This is a genomic window from Arthrobacter sp. fls2-241-R2A-200 (genome assembly GCF_030209745.1).
Taxonomy (GTDB): Bacteria; Actinomycetota; Actinomycetes; order Actinomycetales; family Micrococcaceae; genus Arthrobacter.
Genome location: NZ_JARVRJ010000005.1, coordinates 198,283 through 214,992, shown reverse-complemented (window position 1 = coordinate 214,992; position 16,710 = coordinate 198,283). Strand labels below are relative to the sequence as shown.

At 61.3% G+C, this 16,710-nt stretch carries 17 protein-coding genes; 13 read left to right on the top strand and 4 right to left on the bottom strand.

Features of this window, described 5'->3' with window-relative positions:
* Nucleotides 1-49 precede the first annotated feature (49 nt).
* The 5 genes from QRN42_RS06515 (at nt 50) to QRN42_RS06495 (ending at nt 5,215) form a co-directional block, all read left to right on the top strand.
* Complete coding sequence (locus tag QRN42_RS06515; protein WP_284974815.1) at nt 50-1,099, top strand: ABC transporter permease; 1,050 nt, start codon at nt 50-52, stop codon at nt 1,097-1,099.
* Between the two features lie 13 nt (nt 1,100-1,112).
* Entirely contained in the window at nt 1,113-2,027 is a 915-nt protein-coding gene (locus QRN42_RS06510; protein WP_284978446.1) for an ATP-binding cassette domain-containing protein, read from the top strand.
* Between the two features lie 115 nt (nt 2,028-2,142).
* Nucleotides 2,143-3,141: a Gfo/Idh/MocA family oxidoreductase gene (locus QRN42_RS06505; protein ID WP_284978445.1), complete on the top strand. Its 999-nt coding sequence runs from the start codon at nt 2,143-2,145 to the stop codon at nt 3,139-3,141.
* Nucleotides 3,138-4,175: a Gfo/Idh/MocA family protein gene (locus QRN42_RS06500; protein ID WP_284978444.1), complete on the top strand. Its 1,038-nt coding sequence runs from the start codon at nt 3,138-3,140 to the stop codon at nt 4,173-4,175. Before QRN42_RS06505 ends, QRN42_RS06500 begins: the two co-directional genes overlap by 4 nt.
* Nucleotides 4,176-4,180: 5 nt before the next feature.
* Nucleotides 4,181-5,215 (top strand): Gfo/Idh/MocA family oxidoreductase, encoded by a 1,035-nt coding sequence (locus QRN42_RS06495; RefSeq protein ID WP_284978443.1) that lies wholly within the window; start codon nt 4,181-4,183, stop codon nt 5,213-5,215.
* A 123-nt stretch (nt 5,216-5,338) separates the two neighbouring features.
* Here QRN42_RS06495 and iolB read toward each other — a convergent pair whose 3' ends face one another.
* Both iolB and QRN42_RS06485 read right to left on the bottom strand, forming a co-directional pair.
* Nucleotides 5,339-6,232 (bottom strand): 5-deoxy-glucuronate isomerase, encoded by an 894-nt coding sequence (gene iolB / locus QRN42_RS06490; protein WP_284978442.1) that lies wholly within the window; start codon nt 6,230-6,232, stop codon nt 5,339-5,341.
* A 16-nt stretch (nt 6,233-6,248) separates the two neighbouring features.
* Nucleotides 6,249-6,989, bottom strand: a complete 741-nt coding sequence (locus QRN42_RS06485) for a GntR family transcriptional regulator (protein WP_284978441.1) — start codon at nt 6,987-6,989, stop codon at nt 6,249-6,251.
* 244 nt (nt 6,990-7,233) lie between these two features.
* On the opposite strand from QRN42_RS06485, the gene QRN42_RS06480 reads away from it, so the two are divergent.
* The 6 genes from QRN42_RS06480 to QRN42_RS06455 all read left to right on the top strand — a co-directional run bounded on the left by QRN42_RS06480 (nt 7,234) and on the right by QRN42_RS06455 (nt 13,172).
* Complete coding sequence (locus QRN42_RS06480) at nt 7,234-7,569, top strand: DUF3311 domain-containing protein (protein WP_284978440.1); 336 nt, start codon at nt 7,234-7,236, stop codon at nt 7,567-7,569.
* A 5-nt stretch (nt 7,570-7,574) separates the two neighbouring features.
* Nucleotides 7,575-9,260, top strand: a complete 1,686-nt coding sequence (mctP, locus tag QRN42_RS06475; RefSeq protein ID WP_284978525.1) for a monocarboxylate uptake permease MctP — start codon at nt 7,575-7,577, stop codon at nt 9,258-9,260.
* A 171-nt stretch (nt 9,261-9,431) separates the two neighbouring features.
* Nucleotides 9,432-10,169, top strand: coding sequence for a GAF and ANTAR domain-containing protein (locus QRN42_RS06470; protein WP_284978439.1), 738 nt, complete (start codon nt 9,432-9,434; stop codon nt 10,167-10,169).
* A gap of 197 nt (nt 10,170-10,366) precedes the next feature.
* Complete coding sequence (locus QRN42_RS06465) at nt 10,367-10,861, top strand: hypothetical protein (protein WP_284978438.1); 495 nt, start codon at nt 10,367-10,369, stop codon at nt 10,859-10,861.
* A gap of 126 nt (nt 10,862-10,987) precedes the next feature.
* The gene (locus QRN42_RS06460; RefSeq protein ID WP_284978437.1) at nt 10,988-11,737 is read left to right on the top strand and encodes an ABC transporter permease; all 750 of its coding nucleotides are present in this window, start codon (nt 10,988-10,990) and stop codon (nt 11,735-11,737) included.
* A gap of 64 nt (nt 11,738-11,801) precedes the next feature.
* Nucleotides 11,802-13,172 carry a sensor histidine kinase gene (locus QRN42_RS06455; protein ID WP_284978436.1) on the top strand — a complete coding sequence of 457 codons (1,371 nt, stop codon included), beginning with the start codon at nt 11,802-11,804 and terminating at the stop codon, nt 13,170-13,172.
* On the opposite strand, the gene QRN42_RS06450 is transcribed toward QRN42_RS06455, so the two are convergent.
* The gene (locus QRN42_RS06450; protein WP_284978435.1) at nt 13,169-13,840 is read right to left on the bottom strand and encodes a response regulator transcription factor; all 672 of its coding nucleotides are present in this window, start codon (nt 13,838-13,840) and stop codon (nt 13,169-13,171) included. The genes QRN42_RS06455 and QRN42_RS06450 overlap by 4 nt on opposite strands.
* 172 nt (nt 13,841-14,012) lie before the next feature.
* Between QRN42_RS06450 and QRN42_RS06445 the strand changes: the two genes are divergently transcribed.
* Both QRN42_RS06445 and QRN42_RS06440 read left to right on the top strand, forming a co-directional pair.
* Complete coding sequence (locus tag QRN42_RS06445) at nt 14,013-14,663, top strand: phosphatase PAP2 family protein (RefSeq protein ID WP_284978434.1); 651 nt, start codon at nt 14,013-14,015, stop codon at nt 14,661-14,663.
* 50 nt (nt 14,664-14,713) lie between these two features.
* A complete protein-coding gene (locus QRN42_RS06440) occupies nt 14,714-15,421 on the top strand; it encodes a VTT domain-containing protein (RefSeq protein WP_284978433.1) in 708 nt (235 codons plus the stop codon).
* 18 nt (nt 15,422-15,439) lie between these two features.
* Here the strand turns inward: QRN42_RS06440 and ligD are convergent, their stop codons facing one another.
* Nucleotides 15,440-16,693, bottom strand: a complete 1,254-nt coding sequence (ligD, locus tag QRN42_RS06435) for a non-homologous end-joining DNA ligase (RefSeq protein WP_284978432.1) — start codon at nt 16,691-16,693, stop codon at nt 15,440-15,442.
* Nucleotides 16,694-16,710 lie beyond the last annotated feature (17 nt).

Here is a 16,710-nt window from a genome sequence, read left to right as displayed (position 1 = left end):
CGGGTTCAGGGTCCCTGTGGCCCTGAACCTGCATAGCAGGAGAAATATCATGACTCAGACCATATCCAAGCCCACACTTTCCGTGGCTGATGAGCGAATCGGCACGCGCAACCCGTTGCAGAAGTTGCTGAGCCGCCCGGAGGTCGGCGCCCTTGTCGGCGCGATCGTCCTCTTCATCTTCTTCGCGTCGGTTTCGTCAACCTTTGTGCAGCCCGCTTCCTTTGCAACTGTGCTTTACGGCAGTTCCACCATCGGCATCATGGCGGTTGGTGTTTCCCTGCTCATGATCGGGGGCGAATTCGACCTTTCAACCGGTGTTGCCGTGATCAGTTCGGCGCTCACGGCATCAATGTTCAGTTGGTACTTCAGCACCAACGTCTGGGTTGGCGTTGTCCTGGCATTGGTGGTTTCCCTTTCCATCGGATTCATCAATGGCTGGATTCTGATGAAGACGAAGCTGCCCAGCTTCATCGTCACGCTGGCAACGTTCCTGATGCTGACAGGCATCAACCTCGGATTGACCCGCATGATCGGCGGGGGAGTCTCCTCGCCGTCGATCTCCAACATGGATGGCTTCCAGTCCGCACAAGCGGTGTTCGCTTCCTCCGTGAACATTGGCGGCGTGGACGTCCGGATCACAGTATTCATCTGGATCGCCTTGGTCCTGATAGCCACGTGGGTGCTGATGCGTACGCGTGTTGGCAACTGGATCTTCGCCGTGGGCGGAGACGCGAACGCGGCGCGCGCAGTGGGCGTCCCGGTCAAGGCAACGAAGATCGGGCTCTTCATGGGAGTTGGCTTCTGCGGCTGGATACTCGGCATGCACAACCTCTTCGCCTTCGATGCCGTGCAGTCCGGTGAAGGCGTGGGCAACGAGTTCCTCTACATCATCGCCGCAGTGATCGGCGGTTGCCTTCTCACTGGTGGTTACGGCTCAGCCGTTGGCGGCGCCATCGGTGCATTTATCTTCGGTATGGCCAACAAGGGCATCGTTTACGCGCAGTGGAACCCGGACTGGTTCAAGTTCTTCCTCGGCCTGATGCTGTTGCTGGCCACGATTGTCAACCTCATCGTCAAACGCCGCGCGGAACTGAAGTAAGGGACCCAGGAACATGAATGGCCAGGAGATTAAGCAGCAAACATTGCTGAAGAATGAAAGCGATCCCCTCACGCACACGCCGGTGCACCTGCTGTCGCTTGACGACGTCGGCAAGCACTACGGCAATATCGTGGCGCTCAAGGACGTGACAATGGCAGTTGATAATGGCCGCGTCACGTGTGTGCTCGGTGACAACGGAGCGGGTAAGTCCACGCTGATCAAAATTATCGCGGGGCTGCACCAGCACGACGCCGGTCAGCTCAAAATCATGGGAGAGGAACGGAAGTTCGGTTCACCCCGTGACGCCTTGGATGCCGGAATCGCGACCGTCTACCAAGACCTCGCCGTGGTGCCACTGATGCCGATCTGGCGGAACTTCTTCCTCGGTTCGGAACTAACCAGTGGTTTTGGGCCTTTCAAGAGTATGGATGTCCAGCAAATGAAGGACATCACCAAGAAAGAACTCGCCGCAATGGGCATCGACCTGCGCGATGTCGAACAGCCCATCGGCCAACTCTCCGGCGGTGAACGGCAGTGCGTGGCAATCGCCCGGGCCGTCTACTTTGGTGCAAAGGTCCTGATCCTGGACGAACCGACCGCAGCACTCGGCGTGAAGCAGTCCGGCGTCGTCCTGCGTTATATCCTGCAGGCCCGTGACCGTGGGCTCGGGGTCATTTTCATCACCCACAATCCACACCACGCGTTCCCTGTGGGCGACCGCTTCCTGCTGCTCAAGCGCGGCAAGTCCATTGGGTACTACGACAAGAAGGACATCAGCCTGGACGAGTTGACCGCGCAGATGGCCGGCGGGGCCGAGTTGGCTGAACTTGCACACGAGTTGGAGCAACTCGGCGGACACAACGATCTCCTCAAGGAAGTCAAAGCGGAGGTTGCCGACGTCGTCAGCACACGTCCGGAAGGTCAGTAGCCCGCATAGGCGCGCATTCGGTGGGGTGCTTTGGCTGGTGTCGAAGCACCCCACGATGCTGCCTGCTTCCACCACCACACCGCTGACAATTACTTAACCTGAAAAGAGGAGCATCATGTCCATCCGGGTAGGCGTTATCGGCGCCGGAATCATGGGCGCAGACCACATCAGGAACCTATCTACCGCCGTCAAGGGGGCGGAGGTGACGTTTGTGGCCGATCTGGACATTGACCGCGCTGCCAGCGCCGCGCCGTCGTCGGCCCGCCTGACCACAGACCCCACCGAGCTGATCAACTCCAGTGAGGTGGAGGCCGTCCTGGTTGCCTCACACGATTCCACGCACGCAGGGTTGGTCCTTGAGTGCTTCGAAGCGATGACGCCGGTGCTGTGCGAGAAGCCGTTGGCGCCAACTGTCTTGGAAAGCCTCGAAGTGGTTGCTGCCGATGCGGACATGGTGGCAGCTACCGGCACCTCCCTGTTGTCCTTGGGGTTCATGCGCCGCTTCGACCCAGGCTACGTGGCACTCCGGGAGGGGATACAGCAGCGTGTCCAGGGGGAGCCATTGATGCTGCACTGCGTTAGTCGCGGTATCTCGGCCGGGCCTGGAACCACCTCGGAATCGGCCATCACTAACTCGGCAATCCACGAATTGGACATCGTCCCTTGGTTGTTGGGGTCCCCGATCATCGAAGTTTCATGGCAGGGTGGCCGCAGTTCCGGCGCCGCGGGCCCGGGTTTGCAGGATCCCGCGCTCATGACCTTCCGCTGCGAAGACGGCACTCTCACCACGCTGGAGCTTTTCCTCAACGCACAGTACGGCTACGTGACACGCTGCGAGGTGGTGAGCGAGCGCGGGACCACCGCGCTCCGGGAACCTGCCGTGCTGGACGTTGAGGAACAGGGCGCCAAACACGTCCTGGTTCCCCCGGATTGGCGCCCCCGCTTCGCTGACGCCTACCGGCTTCAGCTGCAGGCCTGGATCACTGCGCTCGCTGCGGGTGAGCGGCCGCCACTGGCCACTGCCCGGGATGGGCTCAACGCCTCCCTGGTGGCTCAGGCATTGACCCTGTCGCTTCGCAGCAACGGCGCCTTCACGAAAGTCAGCTACTCATGACGCATTCCGGCCTGCCGGCCTCACGGGTGCCGGATTCCCGCGATGCACCTATCCTCCGCTGGGGCGTCATGGGTCCCGGATGGATAGCGGAACGTTTCACCGAGTCGGTTCAAGCCCACACCGGACAGGTCATCGCCGCCGTCGGCTCCCGCTCCCTCAAGCGTTCAAAGGCATTCGCCGAAGCGTACAACATTCCGGCAGCGTACGGCAGCTACGAGGAATTGGCTGCTGCGCCGGACATCGACATCGTCTACATCTGCACGCCGCACACGGGCCACCACGCAGCCGCTGTTCTCGCGATAGAGGCGGGCAAGCACGTTCTAATCGAGAAGCCGATCGGACTCGACGCTGCTCAAGCGCGCGATATCGCGGCCCGGGCCGAACAGGCCGGTGTATTCGCCGCTGAAGCCATGTGGACGTTCTTCCTCCCGAAGTTCGACGTTATCCGTCAGGTCCTCGAAGCCGGGATGCTTGGCGGGATAACCACCGTCGTGGCCGAATACGGGGAGCATTTCGATCCAAGCCACCGGATCTTCAATCCAGGGCTTGCAGGTGGACCTCTGTTGGACTTGGGAATGTACCCGTTGGCACTGGTCACCGAGGTCCTTGGCGACCCCCTTCAGGTGTTCGCCGTCGGCCAGCCCCACCCGTCCGGGGTCAATGCGCAGCTTTCGGCCATCATGACGTTCGACGGCGGTGCCCAAGCGGTGGTGAATACGCACCTGCACAACTTCACCCCCACGTCAGCCACGATCGTCGGCTCCCATGCCACATTGACAATCGACGGCCCCTTCAATATGCCCGGCGGCTTCGACGTGCGCTTTCCCGACGGAACCCGGTTGCGCTATGAGGAAGCCAAGGGAGGCCATGTCGAGGGGCTGCATCACGAAGCTACTGCTGTTGCGCGGGCAATCGCTGAAGGCCGCAAGGAAGCCGAGCCGCGCACACTCTGCGCTTCCGTCCGCACCTTGGAAGTCGCAGATGAGATACGCCGCCAGTTAGGGATAGCTTTCCCGGAATCGACGAAGGAATGACCCAGATGAAAATCGTAGTTCTCGGATTAGTCGGAGTGGGACGCATAGGCGTAATGCATGCGAACAACATCGCAGGCCTACGCGATGTGCTTCATCGGCGTGGAGTGGACCTGCAGCTGAGGCTCACTGACGTCGCAGCGGACCATGCACGCACTATCGCTGCCGGGCTCGGTGCGGAGTTCTTCCCTTCAGCGGCAGCGATGCTTGCTTCGGGGCTGGACGGATTGATCATCGCCACGGGAACTGCGACGCACCCGGAGCTTATTCGTGCGGGCGTTACAGCCGGCATCCCGGTCTTTTGCGAGAAACCGGTGGCCATGAACGTCGCAGAATCCCTACCAGTGTTGGACTTCATCAGGGATAACCGCGGGGTGGTCCAGATTGGCCACCAGCGTCGGTTCGACGTTGGGTACCTTGAGGCCAGGCGTGCTTTCCTGGCCGGTGAGCTTGGCTGGATCCATTCACTGCGCGCGGTCACCTGCGACATGGCGCCGCCGCCGGTGGAATTCCTGGCCACCTCCGGCGGCCTCTTCCGGGACTGTTCGGTGCATGATTTTGATATTGTCCGGTGGTTAACCGGGCGGGAGATCGTTGAGGTCTACGCGAAAGGATCCAACCGCGGCCACCCGGCTATCGGGGGAGTGGGAGACGTGGACACCGCCTTGGCCCTGATAACGCTCGACGACGGCACCGTAGGCACGGTTTCGGCGAGCCGCTACAACGGGGCCGGACATGACGTCCGGCTGGAGATCCAGGGTTCGGACAACTCGGTCCTCGTTGGGCTGGACGATAAGACGGCATTGGTATCGGCTGAAAGCGGTGTCTCCTTTCCCGGCGGCCGCCCGCACCAGACCTTCGCTGAACGCTTCGACCAGGCCTACCGGTCCGAGATGGCCGCTTTCGTCGAGTTGATTTTGGGAGAGCGGAGCAATCCCTGCACGCCGGAGGACGCCGTGGCGGCTTCCGTGGTAGCTGATGCTGCCCAGGAGTCCCTCGCTACCGGAGCGCCAGTACAGGTGGGAGTCAGTGTTCTCAGCTGACTAGGTGCAGCCTGAAACCCCTGGAGAATAAACAGCGTGCTCCTTCCGGAACGTATTTCCGGAAGGAGCACTGTTTTGTTTGCGGGGAGTTGTACCGGCGGCAGCCGGGAGGAGTACTTTTGGTCAGGCCCCGAACGGTAGCCGCGGGTCGATCTCCATGCCGTCCCAGCTTTGCCTGACCCAGCCGTGGTGCGGATCATCGCTGATCAACCATTCGCGTACCGGTCCGGGGCCAGCCATGACGTTGAGGTAGTACAGGTCGTAACCCGGGGCCGCCATCGCTGGGCCATGCCAGCCGTAAGGAACCAGGACCACGTCGCCCGTCCGCACCTCAGCGGAGACATCGATAGGCCGTTCGTCAGAGGCATACACGCGCTGGTAACCGATCGCATCAGCGTCGCTCGGGGCCCCCATACCTGCAGCCACCTGCGTTTCGAAGTAGTAGATCTCCTCGAGATGTGTCTCGCCCTCCTTTTCTTCATCATGCTTGTGCGGAGGGTAGGACGACCAGTTACCGGCTGGGGTAATGACTTCGCAAACGATGAAACGATCTGCTTCCAAAGCCGCAGGGGTCCCGAAATTGTGGACCTGCCGGGAGCAGTTGCCGCCACCGCGAAGTTCCACGGGGGTTTCCGCGGCGGTGATCAGCCGCGTGGGGTAAGACGACTGTGCAGGCGCGGTCGCTACGGCTACGCGTCCGCCGTCGCTGGCCTTGATGGTGATCGCCCGCCCGATGCCTGAATACAGGACGTCGCTTGGGCCATGGAACACCGAGGGTCGCCCGGCGAGGGCGTAGTCGACGTCGTCAACCGTAACGCTGAATGATCCGCTCAGGGGTATGACGATGCGTTCCTCATCAACAGCCGGAAGGTCAACCGCATTCCCGGCTGGGAGGGTGGCAACTTTCAACCCGGTATGTTTCCAGCCAGCTACCGCAGTAGTGGAATCCGATGTTCCAAGGGAGATATCCCAATTACCGTCGGAAGCAGTTCCCAGAGGGTAGACCCAATTGGTCATAGTAGGTGTCCTTGCGTTAGCGCTGTACGAGGGTCATTTCAAAACTGTAGGAATCGGCCCGATACACGTGGTGGCCAGTCTCGACGTTGCGGCCGGTGTCGTCCACGGCCGTGCGCTCCATGGTTACCAGGGCGGAGTTGACGTCTGTTTCGAGGAGGGGCGCTTGGTAGTCATTAGCGATCATGGCCCCAATCCGTTGGGTTGCCAATCGGAAATTCACACCGCCACGTCGAAGAATGGAGTAAAGGCCTTCGGAGGCGAGCATCTCTTCATCCATCGCCGCAATGTCGTCCCGGACCCAGTTCTCCATCAGCGCCAGCGGCTTGCCGCCGACTTTACGAAGGCGGGTGAAGTGGTAAACCATGGAGCCCGCCGGAAGCTGAAGCGTGGCGAGGGTCGGTGCATCTGCCTCGACGTGGGAGAAGGTCAGAACCTGTGTGGTTGGCTTCTTGCCGTCGTTGGTGAGGTCATCGAACAGGCTCGAAAGTTCCAAGGGGCGCCGCACTTGGCTGGATACCACTTGGGTCCCGACTCCCCGTTTCCTGACCAAGAGACCGGAACGGACCAGTTCGTCCATAGCTTTCCGCATTGTGGGGCGGGACAGATTGAGCTGGGCGGCAAGGTCGATCTCGTTCTCCAGCCGGCTGCCGGGTTCCAAAAGGCCGCTATGGATAGCCGCTTCGATGCCCTGGACGACCTGATGGTACAAGGGCACCGGAGAGGAGCGGTCGATGTTGAGACCCAGTTGATTTGCCATTGGACATTCCCCACGTTTGAGGCCCACCCGCAACGTTGCGGATATGTCGCCATTTGTTCTCTTGATAGGACATACTTTCAAGATGATGTTAGCAGGATGGTAGAAATGGTCAAGATTCGGGGTTCCAGACTGTAAGCAAACTGTCTATTCTGAACGTGGACCGGAGTGGTGCCGGTCCGGCAGGCCACCCGTACGTTCCGGGAACCCTTCCTGATGCGGGAGCCGTCTTCATAAGGAGGCGTCCATGTCCAGTGCCGATATGCCGACCAGTCCCGAAGGGCCGGCCCGTCCTGATGTGCCGACCGACCACGATATGCCAACCAGGAGCCCGGCCAAGCCGGCCCCGTATGTGATCGCCGGTATCCTCCTGGCCATCGCAATCGTTGTGCCCTTGTTTGTGCCCAGCTACTCGAGCGATAGCCCGCGCTTGGCCGGCATCCCGTTCTTCTACTGGTACCAGATGCTGTGGGTGCCCATCACCGCAGGCCTGGTTGGCATCTCGTATCAGGTGGTGGTCAGGGAGGATCGACGACGTCGGGACGCCATACGCGGTGGGGTCGGGCAGGGGGAGGTCCGATGAACGCCATGAGCGTGCCGGTGGCTACGCCTGACCGGCCGGTGAACGGCGTGGCATTCACCGTCGTCATCGTACTTTTCCTGGTGGTGGCCGTCGTTGGCTTCCTCGCCGCCCGCTGGCGCGCCGGGGAGAAAAGTGGCCTTCATAGCCTCGACGAATGGGGACTCGGTGGCCGTGGATTCGGCACATGGGTCACTTGGTTCCTTCTGGGCGGGGACCTTTACACGGCTTACACTTTCGTGGCAGTCCCGGCCGCCATGTGGGCCACCGGGGCGGTCAGCGGATTCTTCGCCGTTCCCTACACCATCGTGCTCTACCCGATTGTCTTCGTGCTCATGAGCCGGCTATGGTCCGTCTCCCACCGCCACGGGTTCGTTACACCGGCCGATTTCGTCGGCGGACGCTATGGAAGCCGGGTGCTTACCGTCGCGGTAGCAGTCACGGGCATTGTCGCGACGATGCCCTACATTGCGCTCCAGTTGGTCGGCATCAAGGCTGTCCTGACCGTACTGGGCCTAGGCAGCGCCGAGAACGCGCTTCTGACGGACCTGCCACTGATCGTCGCCTTCGTCGTCTTGGCTGCTTACACCTACACCTCGGGACTGCGTGCTCCGGCGCTTATCGCCGTCGTCAAGGACCTGCTGATCTATCTCGCGGTCATCGTCGCCGTCATTTACCTGCCGATCAAATTCGGCGGCTGGGACAGCATTTTCGGCGCGGCACAGCAAAAACTCACTGCAGTGAGTCCGGCGACCGGGAAACCTGCTGGCGTCTTCATTCCGGGAGCAAGCAGTTACTCCGCTTACTGGACACTGGCACTGGGTTCGGCATTGGCGTTGTTCATGTACCCGCACTCAATCACCGGAGTCTTGGCAACGAAGAGCCGGAATACCATCCGTAAGAACGCCGCCGTCCTGCCGCTGTATTCATTGATGCTGGGCTTCCTGGCCCTTCTGGGTTACGTCGCCATCTCAGCGGGTACCAAACCCATTGACCTAAACGGCACAGTCAACCCCCAGCTGGTGGTTCCACAGCTCTTCCTCGACCACTTCCCGGCCTGGTTCGCGGGGATCGCACTGGCCGCCATCGCCATTGGGGCCTTGGTTCCAGCGGCCATCATGTCGATTGCCGCGGCAAACCTGTTCACGCGAAACATCTACCGGGACCTCATTCGGCCCACCGCAGACCCGCGGCAGGAGGCCAAGGTCTCCAAGATCGCGTCCCTGGTAGTCAAGTTTGGTGCCCTTGTGTTCGTTATCGGGATGGATCAATCGGCTGCGATCAACATGCAGCTCTTGGGCGGGATTTGGATCTTGCAGACCTTCCCGGCCATCGTCGCCGGCCTCTACACCCGCTGGTTCCACCGGTGGGCTTTGTTTGCCGGATGGGCCGCCGGCATCTTGTACGGCACTATCGCCGCCTACAACGTGGTTAACCCGGCGACGAAAGCGCACTTCGGCGGCTCTGTCGCAGCCATTCCGGGCACCGACATCCAGGTGTACATCGCCATCGTGGCTTTCGTGATCAATATTCTGGTGGCGGTCATCCTCACGCTGGTCTTCCGGGCGATGAAGATGGCAGATGGCAGGGACATCACCCGGGAGTCGGACTACGGTGCGGATGAGCATGATCCGAAAGTTGCCGAGATCGAACGCGCCTACCCGTTAAGCGAATCGGGTGATGCGCTGGGGTAGCGGGGGAAATCTGCCGTCGGCAATCGTCTTCTGTCCAACTTTGAAGCAAACAAGAATTTCATGCATAGTTGAGATGAAGTTTTTGCGCTGAAGAAGTCCGGCGATTCATTGGCTTACGCCCGGAGGATAACGCTTTGCACGACTTCAACGATGCTCTTCTGGGCGGCCACCATGGCAACTGAAGAACAGCACGATGACTTTCAACGGCTTCACCGGCTCATCACAGGCAGCGGGGATGTCAAAGGATTCCTGGATGGCATGACCAGGTTCGCAGCCACCACCATGAGCCGGGCAACGGGCGCACAGGTCGAGTGCGCGGTGACGTTGTGGCGCCGGAAAAGAGCGGTGACCATCGCGGGAAGCAGTGACGACGCAATTCTGCTGGACGGGATTGAGCAGTCCAATGGTGACGGCCCCGCCCAACTGGCGTTGGAAAGTTCAACGCCCGTGCTGCTCGCTGATGTTGGCACGGACCAACGGTGGCCCAAGTACTGCAAAGATCTATCCCTGTCCGGTGTTCGGAGCGTCCTTGGTGTTCCGTTGTCCTTGGGCGAGGACGCAGCGGCGGCCCTGAACTTCTTTGCTGGTGACATCGGCCTTTTCACTGAAGAAGCTACTCAGGAGGCGTCCGTCTTCGCCGATATCGCGGCCCAAGCGTTGCGGCTTTCCCTTCGGATCGCAGCCGCTGACTTGCTTGCGGAAGACCTGAAGGCGGCCATGGCGCGAAGGACCGCCATCGACCTGGCCAGCGGCATGATCATGGCGCAGAACAAGTGCACACAGGAAGAAGCCTTTGACTTCCTCTTGAAGGCCTCCCAAAATCGAAACCAGAAGCTGCACGACGTCGCGCTTGCCATGGTCAGTGGGCATTCCGGTAAAACGGAAGTGTCCGCTACTTTCGACAACTAGGATTTCGACAACCAGAGCACCCGCCGTCAACGGCCCAAACTACGGCGACACCTCCACCTGTGTCTTCACAGCGCCCGTACAGCCTGACGACAGGGCAGGCACAACGCACAACTCGAAGCTGAGTACATGGCCGCTCCTGCGGCCTGCCGGCGTGCCGGGTAACCCGACGCGCCGGGTCCAACTCAGGAGGAATGCACATGGCAAAGATCAATACGACCACCGCCGGCATCATGCTCGCTGCTGTGATCGGAGGCGGCGCCGTTGGAGTTTCAACGTTGCCGGCAATGGCTGACACTGGAGGCACGTCATCCAGTTCGACGGCGGCCACCAACGGCTACGGTACGGAAACCCAAGCTGCCCAGGGACCGCACCAAGCCAACGGCATCACGGAGTCAGTCCTCACCGGCGACACCGCGGCCAAGGTACAGGCGGCCGTCAAGGCGGCGCAGCCAACCGCCACCATCGACCGCATGGAGACCGACGCCGATGGTGCCACTTATGAGGCGCACATCACCAAGTCCGATGGCACCCACGCAACGGTGAAGCTCGACGCCAACTTCAAGGTCACCGGAACCGAGGCCGGTCCCGGCGCGGGCGGCCACGGCAGGGGAGGCAACGACGGGGACGCGGATGATGCCGGCGGTTCCAGTGGAAGCACGCAGTCCACGACGCCGGCCCCCTCTGGTTCCTAGCGGCCCTGGTTCCTAGCGGCTCTGATCCCTAACGGCGCGGGCACAGCCACGAGTGAAATGAGGTGATTGGGGCGCCGTCCCCTTGGGGCGGCGTCTCTCCCCGCGTCGCCGGATAGGCTGGCCGTTGTGACTACCATTGAAACCCTGAGTCCCACCCTGTTCTGCGTGGTGCTCTTTGTGGTGGTGTCGATCGGGGTATTGGGGCTTTTTGGAGTCCGTCCCCGGATGACTCTTGCCGTCGCGGTCTTGCGCGGAGCCGTCCAACTCGCGATTATCAGCGTGATCCTCAGCGGGATCATCACCAATCCTGCTTTCGTGGCATTGGCTTTGCTGGTGATGTTCAGTGTCGCCGTGCTGACTGCCACGCGCCGCATCGCGTGGTCGCGGCAGGGCCTCGCAATGGTCGCCGGCTCAATGGCGGCGGGAGTGACTGTCACGCTGCTGATCGTGTTTGCCTCCGGGGCAATTCCGTTGACGCCACGGTACGCGTTGGCTATCGGGGGGATCATCATCGGAAACACGATGACTACGGCCACCTTGGCCGGCCGTCGCTTCACGGAAGCAGTGGATGCCCGCTGGGAAGAAGTCGAGGGCTGGCTGGCGCTCGGAGCAACGCCCAGGCGGTCCACCCAAGACTTGGCCAGGACCAGTGTCTATGCCGCGATCATTCCCTCCATTGACCAGACCAAGACCACAGGCCTCGTGACGTTGCCGGGAGCATTTGTCGGCGCAATTTTCGGTGGCATCTCTCCTCTGGAAGCGGGCAGGTTCCAGATTGTGGTCCTTGCCGGCATCATGGCCGCCGGCACGGTCACGGCGACGGCGGTGATTGCGGCGCTGGCTCCCGTCCGGGTTCGCCCGAAGTTGCTCAGCTAACGGCCAGAACCTTTGGCCGGAGGCAAAGTTGTTGGGATCTGCTCGCGTGATCCATTCTTGGAGCATGCGAAGAACGCGCTGGGGGATCCGAAAACGTGCCACAGCCACCGCGGTGGGTGTCGTTGCGGCTGCCCTGCTGGTGGGGGCGATCGTCCTGCTTGTCCTCCTTCAGACCTCGCTCGCCGCGGACGCTGAAGGGACCGCGCGGCAGAAGGCTCAGGATGTGGCCGCCCAACTCGGCGATCCGGACGACACTGAGGCTGCCAGGTATGTGTCTTCTACGTCGCGTCCGGACCAAATCGTTCAAATCATCAATTCCGCAGGTGCAGTGGTTGCCGCGTCAGTCCCGGCCGCGGCAAAGACGCCCCTGACTCAACTGCGGCCGGCCGACGGCCAAACATTGACCCAGGATGTGTCTGACCTTTCGATCATCGGAAACGACGACGAGTTCTTGGTGGTTGCTACCGGGGCCCGCTCAAACAATAAAACCTTCACTGTGGTGGTGGCCGCGGCGGAGGCCATTCAGAAGCAAACAATCATCACGGTGGGATGGTTCATCCTAGGGGCAACTCCCGTGCTCCTGATGGTGGTGGGAGTATCCGTCTGGGCGTTGGTGGGACGGTCATTGCGACAGGTGGAAAGAATTCGCGCCCAAGTGGCAGCCATCAACGCCCGTCGATTGGACGAACGGGTGGAAGTACCCTCAACAGCGGATGAGATCCAAGCGCTGGCATTGACCATGAACGACATGCTGGAGAGGCTGGAGTCTTCGGACCGGGAACAACGCCGTTTCGTTGCAGACGCATCTCACGAGCTGCGCAGTCCGCTGGCAACCCTTAGCGCGGGAGTCGAGATAGCCTCTGCTGACCCCACAGGCGAGACGTGGCGGGACATGAAAGGGGTGCTGGGCGAGGAGACTGACCGTATGCGGTATCTTGTGGAGGACCTGCTGACCCTGGCCAAAACCAATGACGAAAGACTTGAAGTCGACGCCATCGACGTGGATCTGGACGATGTTGTCGACGCCGAACTCAGAAGGCTTAAGTCCACGGGCCGGAATGCGATCAACGCGCATTTGGGCCCTGCGCGCGTTCTGGGGGACGCACGGCAGCTTGGCCAAGCCGTCCGCAATATCTTGGACAACGCGGACCGCCATGCCACCTCGCGGATTGACATTGACCTACTGAGCCACGACGGAAACGCTGTCCTGACGATAGAGAATGACGGGCCTCCGATTCCCCTGGAAGAACGACAGAGGGTTTTTGAACGGTTTGTCCGACTGGATGAAAGCCGGTCCCGGGAAAGCGGTGGCAGTGGCTTGGGGCTTGCGATCGTGGCCGGGATTGTGGCGGCGCATCATGGGACGGTTGAGGCGGGTGAAACGGCCGCTGGCACCAGTCGCTTCCGGATGGTGCTGCCTTTGGTGGGCAGCTAGTCCGCAGTCAGCCGATAGCCCATTCCCCGAACCGTCGACAACGTCTGCACGCCGAATGGCGAATCGATCTTGCGCCTCAAGTAGCCAATGTAAACCTCGACGACGTTGTCGCGGCCGTCGAAGTCAGGGTCCCATACGTTGTCGAGTATCTCGGCCTTTGACACCACTTGATCGTGCCGGCGCATCAGGTATTGCAGTAGCCCGTACTCCCGGGGCGTCAGGGTGATGGGTTCGGCGCCGCGACGGACAGTCCGGGAGACCGGGTCCAGTGAAAGGCTGCCCAAGGACAGAATCACCGGACGTTCAGGGGCCCCGCGGCGGATCAAGGCCCGGATCCGGGCCACGAGAACCAGGAAGCTGAAGGGTTTGGTGAGATAGTCGTCGGCACCGAGATCAAAGGCGTCAGTTTGGTCGTACTCGCCATCCTTGGCTGTCAGCATCATGACAGGGGTCCAGATGCTGCGGCTCCGCATCTCCCGGAGGACGTCATAGCCGTTCTTTAACGGAAGCATGAGATCGAGCAAAACGACGTCGTAGGGGTTTTCCGTCGCCGCCCACAGACCGCTCACGCCGTCGTGGGTGACGTCCACCACGAATCCTTCGTTTGCCAAGCCGCGACGCAGCGTATCAGCGAGCGTCTTCTCATCCTCAACGAGCAGGATCCTCATGGTCTGGCCCTTTCGCCTCTCAGCATCTTCTCAGTACGCGGACCCCATGGTGTAACGAGGCCATTTACCCGTCCCGACGATAAGGACTATTCCTGTGGAGACTGCCACACCCGCGCACGACGCGCAAAAACCATCCGTGGGGATACTGCCTCTGCGATCATGGCTATGGATAATGCCGGCTGCTGTTCTGTACCTCGCAGGCCTCGGCCTAGGTTTGCTGGCGAAGTCGATGGGACGGACCACACCGGAACTGGGCGTTGATGTCGAATTAAGCCACGGACGGAGCGCTGTTCTGACAGGGTTCAGCGAAGTCATCAATTATGTCCTGGCACCAGCGGGGACAATCGTCCTCCTCGTGCTGATATTTTGTTGGATGGCCTGGCGTAGGCGCCGTCCACTGCAGGCTCTCGCCTTCACCTCGGTGGCGGCCGTTGGTTGGCTCAGCTCCACTGTGGCAAAACAAGTAGTCAGCCGACCCCGGCCCCCAGCGGACGCAGTTTCTGCCCTTGTCCGGGAAACGCAACTCGATAGTTTTCCCTCCGGACACACCGCAGTTGCTGTGTCTTTGGCTTTGGCGGTGGTGTTGGTTGTGGCGCGGAATCGGGCCAAGCGCCTGTTGGCAGGCGTGGCAGGACTCGTTTTCGTGGCACTCGTTGCGTTCTCCCGGTTGTACCTCGGCGCCCACTACATTTCGGACGTGTCAGGTTCGTTGCTGATCAGTGGTGCTGCGATCCTGGCCTGGCTGCCCATCTGGAACAACCTGCTCGCGCCGCCACTGGCACGCCGATGGGACAGCACTCGAATGCAGCGCGCCCCGCGGTAGTCCGAACCTTCCACAGGCCTTTCTCAGGAGGGCCCACATACCGTTGAACCATGGACTTTTCTCCGCGATTCATCAGTGCACTCGGCACGGGCAGGGTCGGTGCCGGCTTGCTCCCGGACTGGGCTGACCCCGCCGTCGTTCTTCATCAACCAGCCTTGGCTCCCTGGCTCCTGCTCATTATCGGCGGGTTCGTCTTCGCCGAGTCGGGGCTGTTGGTGGGTTTCTTCCTTCCCGGAGACTCGCTCCTCTTCACCGCTGGGCTGCTGGTGGCGACGGGAGCACTCAACATCAACATCTTCCTCTTGGGTGCCCTTGTTTTTGTCTGCGCATTTGTGGGGGACCAGACGGGCTACCTTATTGGCAGGAAGACCGGTCCCGCTCTCTTCAGGCGACCAGACGCCCGGTTGTTCAAGCAGGAGCGCCTGGCTAAGGCGCACGCATTCTTTGACAGGTACGGCGGCCGTGCGGTAATACTTGCCCGCTTTGTTCCGATCATCCGCACCTTCACCCCGGTGGTAGCGGGAGCTGCCAACATGAGCTACCGCACATTCATCCTTTTCAACGCGATGGGTGCGTTCGTGTGGGGGATGGGCATGACATTGCTCGGCTACGGGCTGGGCCAATTCGACTGGATCGGCAAAAACATCGACCTGATCTTTGTTGCCATAGTCCTGGTGTCCGTGGTGCCAATGATTGCCGAACTGATCAGGTCCAAGCGCCGCCAGCCGGTAACGAGCGGGAGCCCCGAGCGGAACTAACCCGGAGCAACATCGCCGTCAGGCCGGACCGGACACTTGGCGTTCGGTCCACTCCTTGCCCGCCCAGGGATCGTAGTCCGCAATGAGTTCTCCTTGGGCGGGGCGATCCGCTTCAGGAACGTGCTGCAGATTCACTCGCACCCGGTACCAGAGGGAACTGGAGCCACGCATGCCATCGACCAGTACGTCGGCCGGGTGGAGCACCGGAACAACGCTGGAATGAAGTGCTTTCCACTCATCGAGCGCTGCCAGCGCTTCAGGCTTGGTTTTGGTTCGTGCTACCTCGATCAGCGGCATGGTGGATTGCCGCCTGCCGGTGCCGTCGCCAGCACGTGGTGCTTTCTCGGCGGGGCCCATGTCCGCGGCCATGGCGAGGAGTCCGTCGAGGGATCCCGCCACGTCATCGATGGCCTGGTGGGGATCGCCTATCTCGGCGAAACGGGCAGGCACGGTGAGAACGGTGAACTGTTCGGGTCGGGCGCTTCGGACCTCGTCCCAGCTCATCGGCGTCGAGACCCGGCCATCCGGCAGGGCCCTGACCGAATATGCCGACGCTACGGTCCGGTCCTTGGCGTTTTGATTGAAATCGACGAACACGCTTTCGCCGCGCTCCTCTTTCCACCACCGCGCCGTGGCCAGGCCAGGGGCCCGGTTCTCCACCTCGCGAGCCAGGGTCTCAGCTGCCAGCCGCACGTCCCGGAACGACCACTGCGGCGCTATGCGCGCCAAGATATGGAGTCCGCGCGAGCCGCTCGTTTTGGGCCATCCGATAAGCCCGACGTCGTCCAGCACCTCCCGCACCACATAGGCGACATCCACGATCTGGGACCAATCAACCCCGGGCATCGGATCAAGGTCCACCCGCAGCTCATCAGGGTGGTCCAGGTCTTCGGCGCGCACCGGGTGCGGGTTGAGATCGAGGCAGCCCAGATTGATTACCCACGCCAAACCGGCGGCATCCCGAATAACGGCTTCCTCCGCGGATGTCCCGGACGCGTAGTGCAGCGTTGCGGTGTCGATGAACTCCGGATGGTTCTCGGGCACACGCTTTTGGAAGAACGGTTCGGCACTGATGCCTTTGGTGAAGCGCTTCAAAACCATCGGCCTGCCCCCGGCACCGCGCAACGCGCCGTCGGCTATTGAGAGGTAGTACCGAACCAGGTCCAGCTTGGTGACCCCGGCTTCTGGGAACACCATCTTGTCCGGACTCGAGACGCGGACCTCTTTGCCGGCAATGTCAAGGATCTCGGCTGGGGCCTTGGACGGACTCATGTCGCCACGCTAGCAAC

Coding starts and splice junctions, on each gene's coding strand:
- QRN42_RS06515 (WP_284974815.1), top strand. CDS start 50: ATGACTCAGACCATATCCAAGCCCACACTTTCCGTGGCTGATGAGCGA.
- QRN42_RS06510 (WP_284978446.1), top strand. CDS start 1,113: ATGAATGGCCAGGAGATTAAGCAGCAAACATTGCTGAAGAATGAAAGC.
- QRN42_RS06505 (WP_284978445.1), top strand. CDS start 2,143: ATGTCCATCCGGGTAGGCGTTATCGGCGCCGGAATCATGGGCGCAGAC.
- QRN42_RS06500 (WP_284978444.1), top strand. CDS start 3,138: ATGACGCATTCCGGCCTGCCGGCCTCACGGGTGCCGGATTCCCGCGAT.
- QRN42_RS06495 (WP_284978443.1), top strand. CDS start 4,181: ATGAAAATCGTAGTTCTCGGATTAGTCGGAGTGGGACGCATAGGCGTA.
- iolB (WP_284978442.1), bottom strand. CDS start 6,232: ATGACCAATTGGGTCTACCCTCTGGGAACTGCTTCCGACGGTAATTGG.
- QRN42_RS06485 (WP_284978441.1), bottom strand. CDS start 6,989: ATGGCAAATCAACTGGGTCTCAACATCGACCGCTCCTCTCCGGTGCCC.
- QRN42_RS06480 (WP_284978440.1), top strand. CDS start 7,234: ATGTCCAGTGCCGATATGCCGACCAGTCCCGAAGGGCCGGCCCGTCCT.
- mctP (WP_284978525.1), top strand. CDS start 7,575: ATGAGCGTGCCGGTGGCTACGCCTGACCGGCCGGTGAACGGCGTGGCA.
- QRN42_RS06470 (WP_284978439.1), top strand. CDS start 9,432: ATGGCAACTGAAGAACAGCACGATGACTTTCAACGGCTTCACCGGCTC.
- QRN42_RS06465 (WP_284978438.1), top strand. CDS start 10,367: ATGGCAAAGATCAATACGACCACCGCCGGCATCATGCTCGCTGCTGTG.
- QRN42_RS06455 (WP_284978436.1), top strand. CDS start 11,802: ATGCGAAGAACGCGCTGGGGGATCCGAAAACGTGCCACAGCCACCGCG.
- QRN42_RS06450 (WP_284978435.1), bottom strand. CDS start 13,840: ATGAGGATCCTGCTCGTTGAGGATGAGAAGACGCTCGCTGATACGCTG.
- QRN42_RS06445 (WP_284978434.1), top strand. CDS start 14,013: ATGCCGGCTGCTGTTCTGTACCTCGCAGGCCTCGGCCTAGGTTTGCTG.
- QRN42_RS06440 (WP_284978433.1), top strand. CDS start 14,714: ATGGACTTTTCTCCGCGATTCATCAGTGCACTCGGCACGGGCAGGGTC.
- ligD (WP_284978432.1), bottom strand. CDS start 16,693: ATGAGTCCGTCCAAGGCCCCAGCCGAGATCCTTGACATTGCCGGCAAA.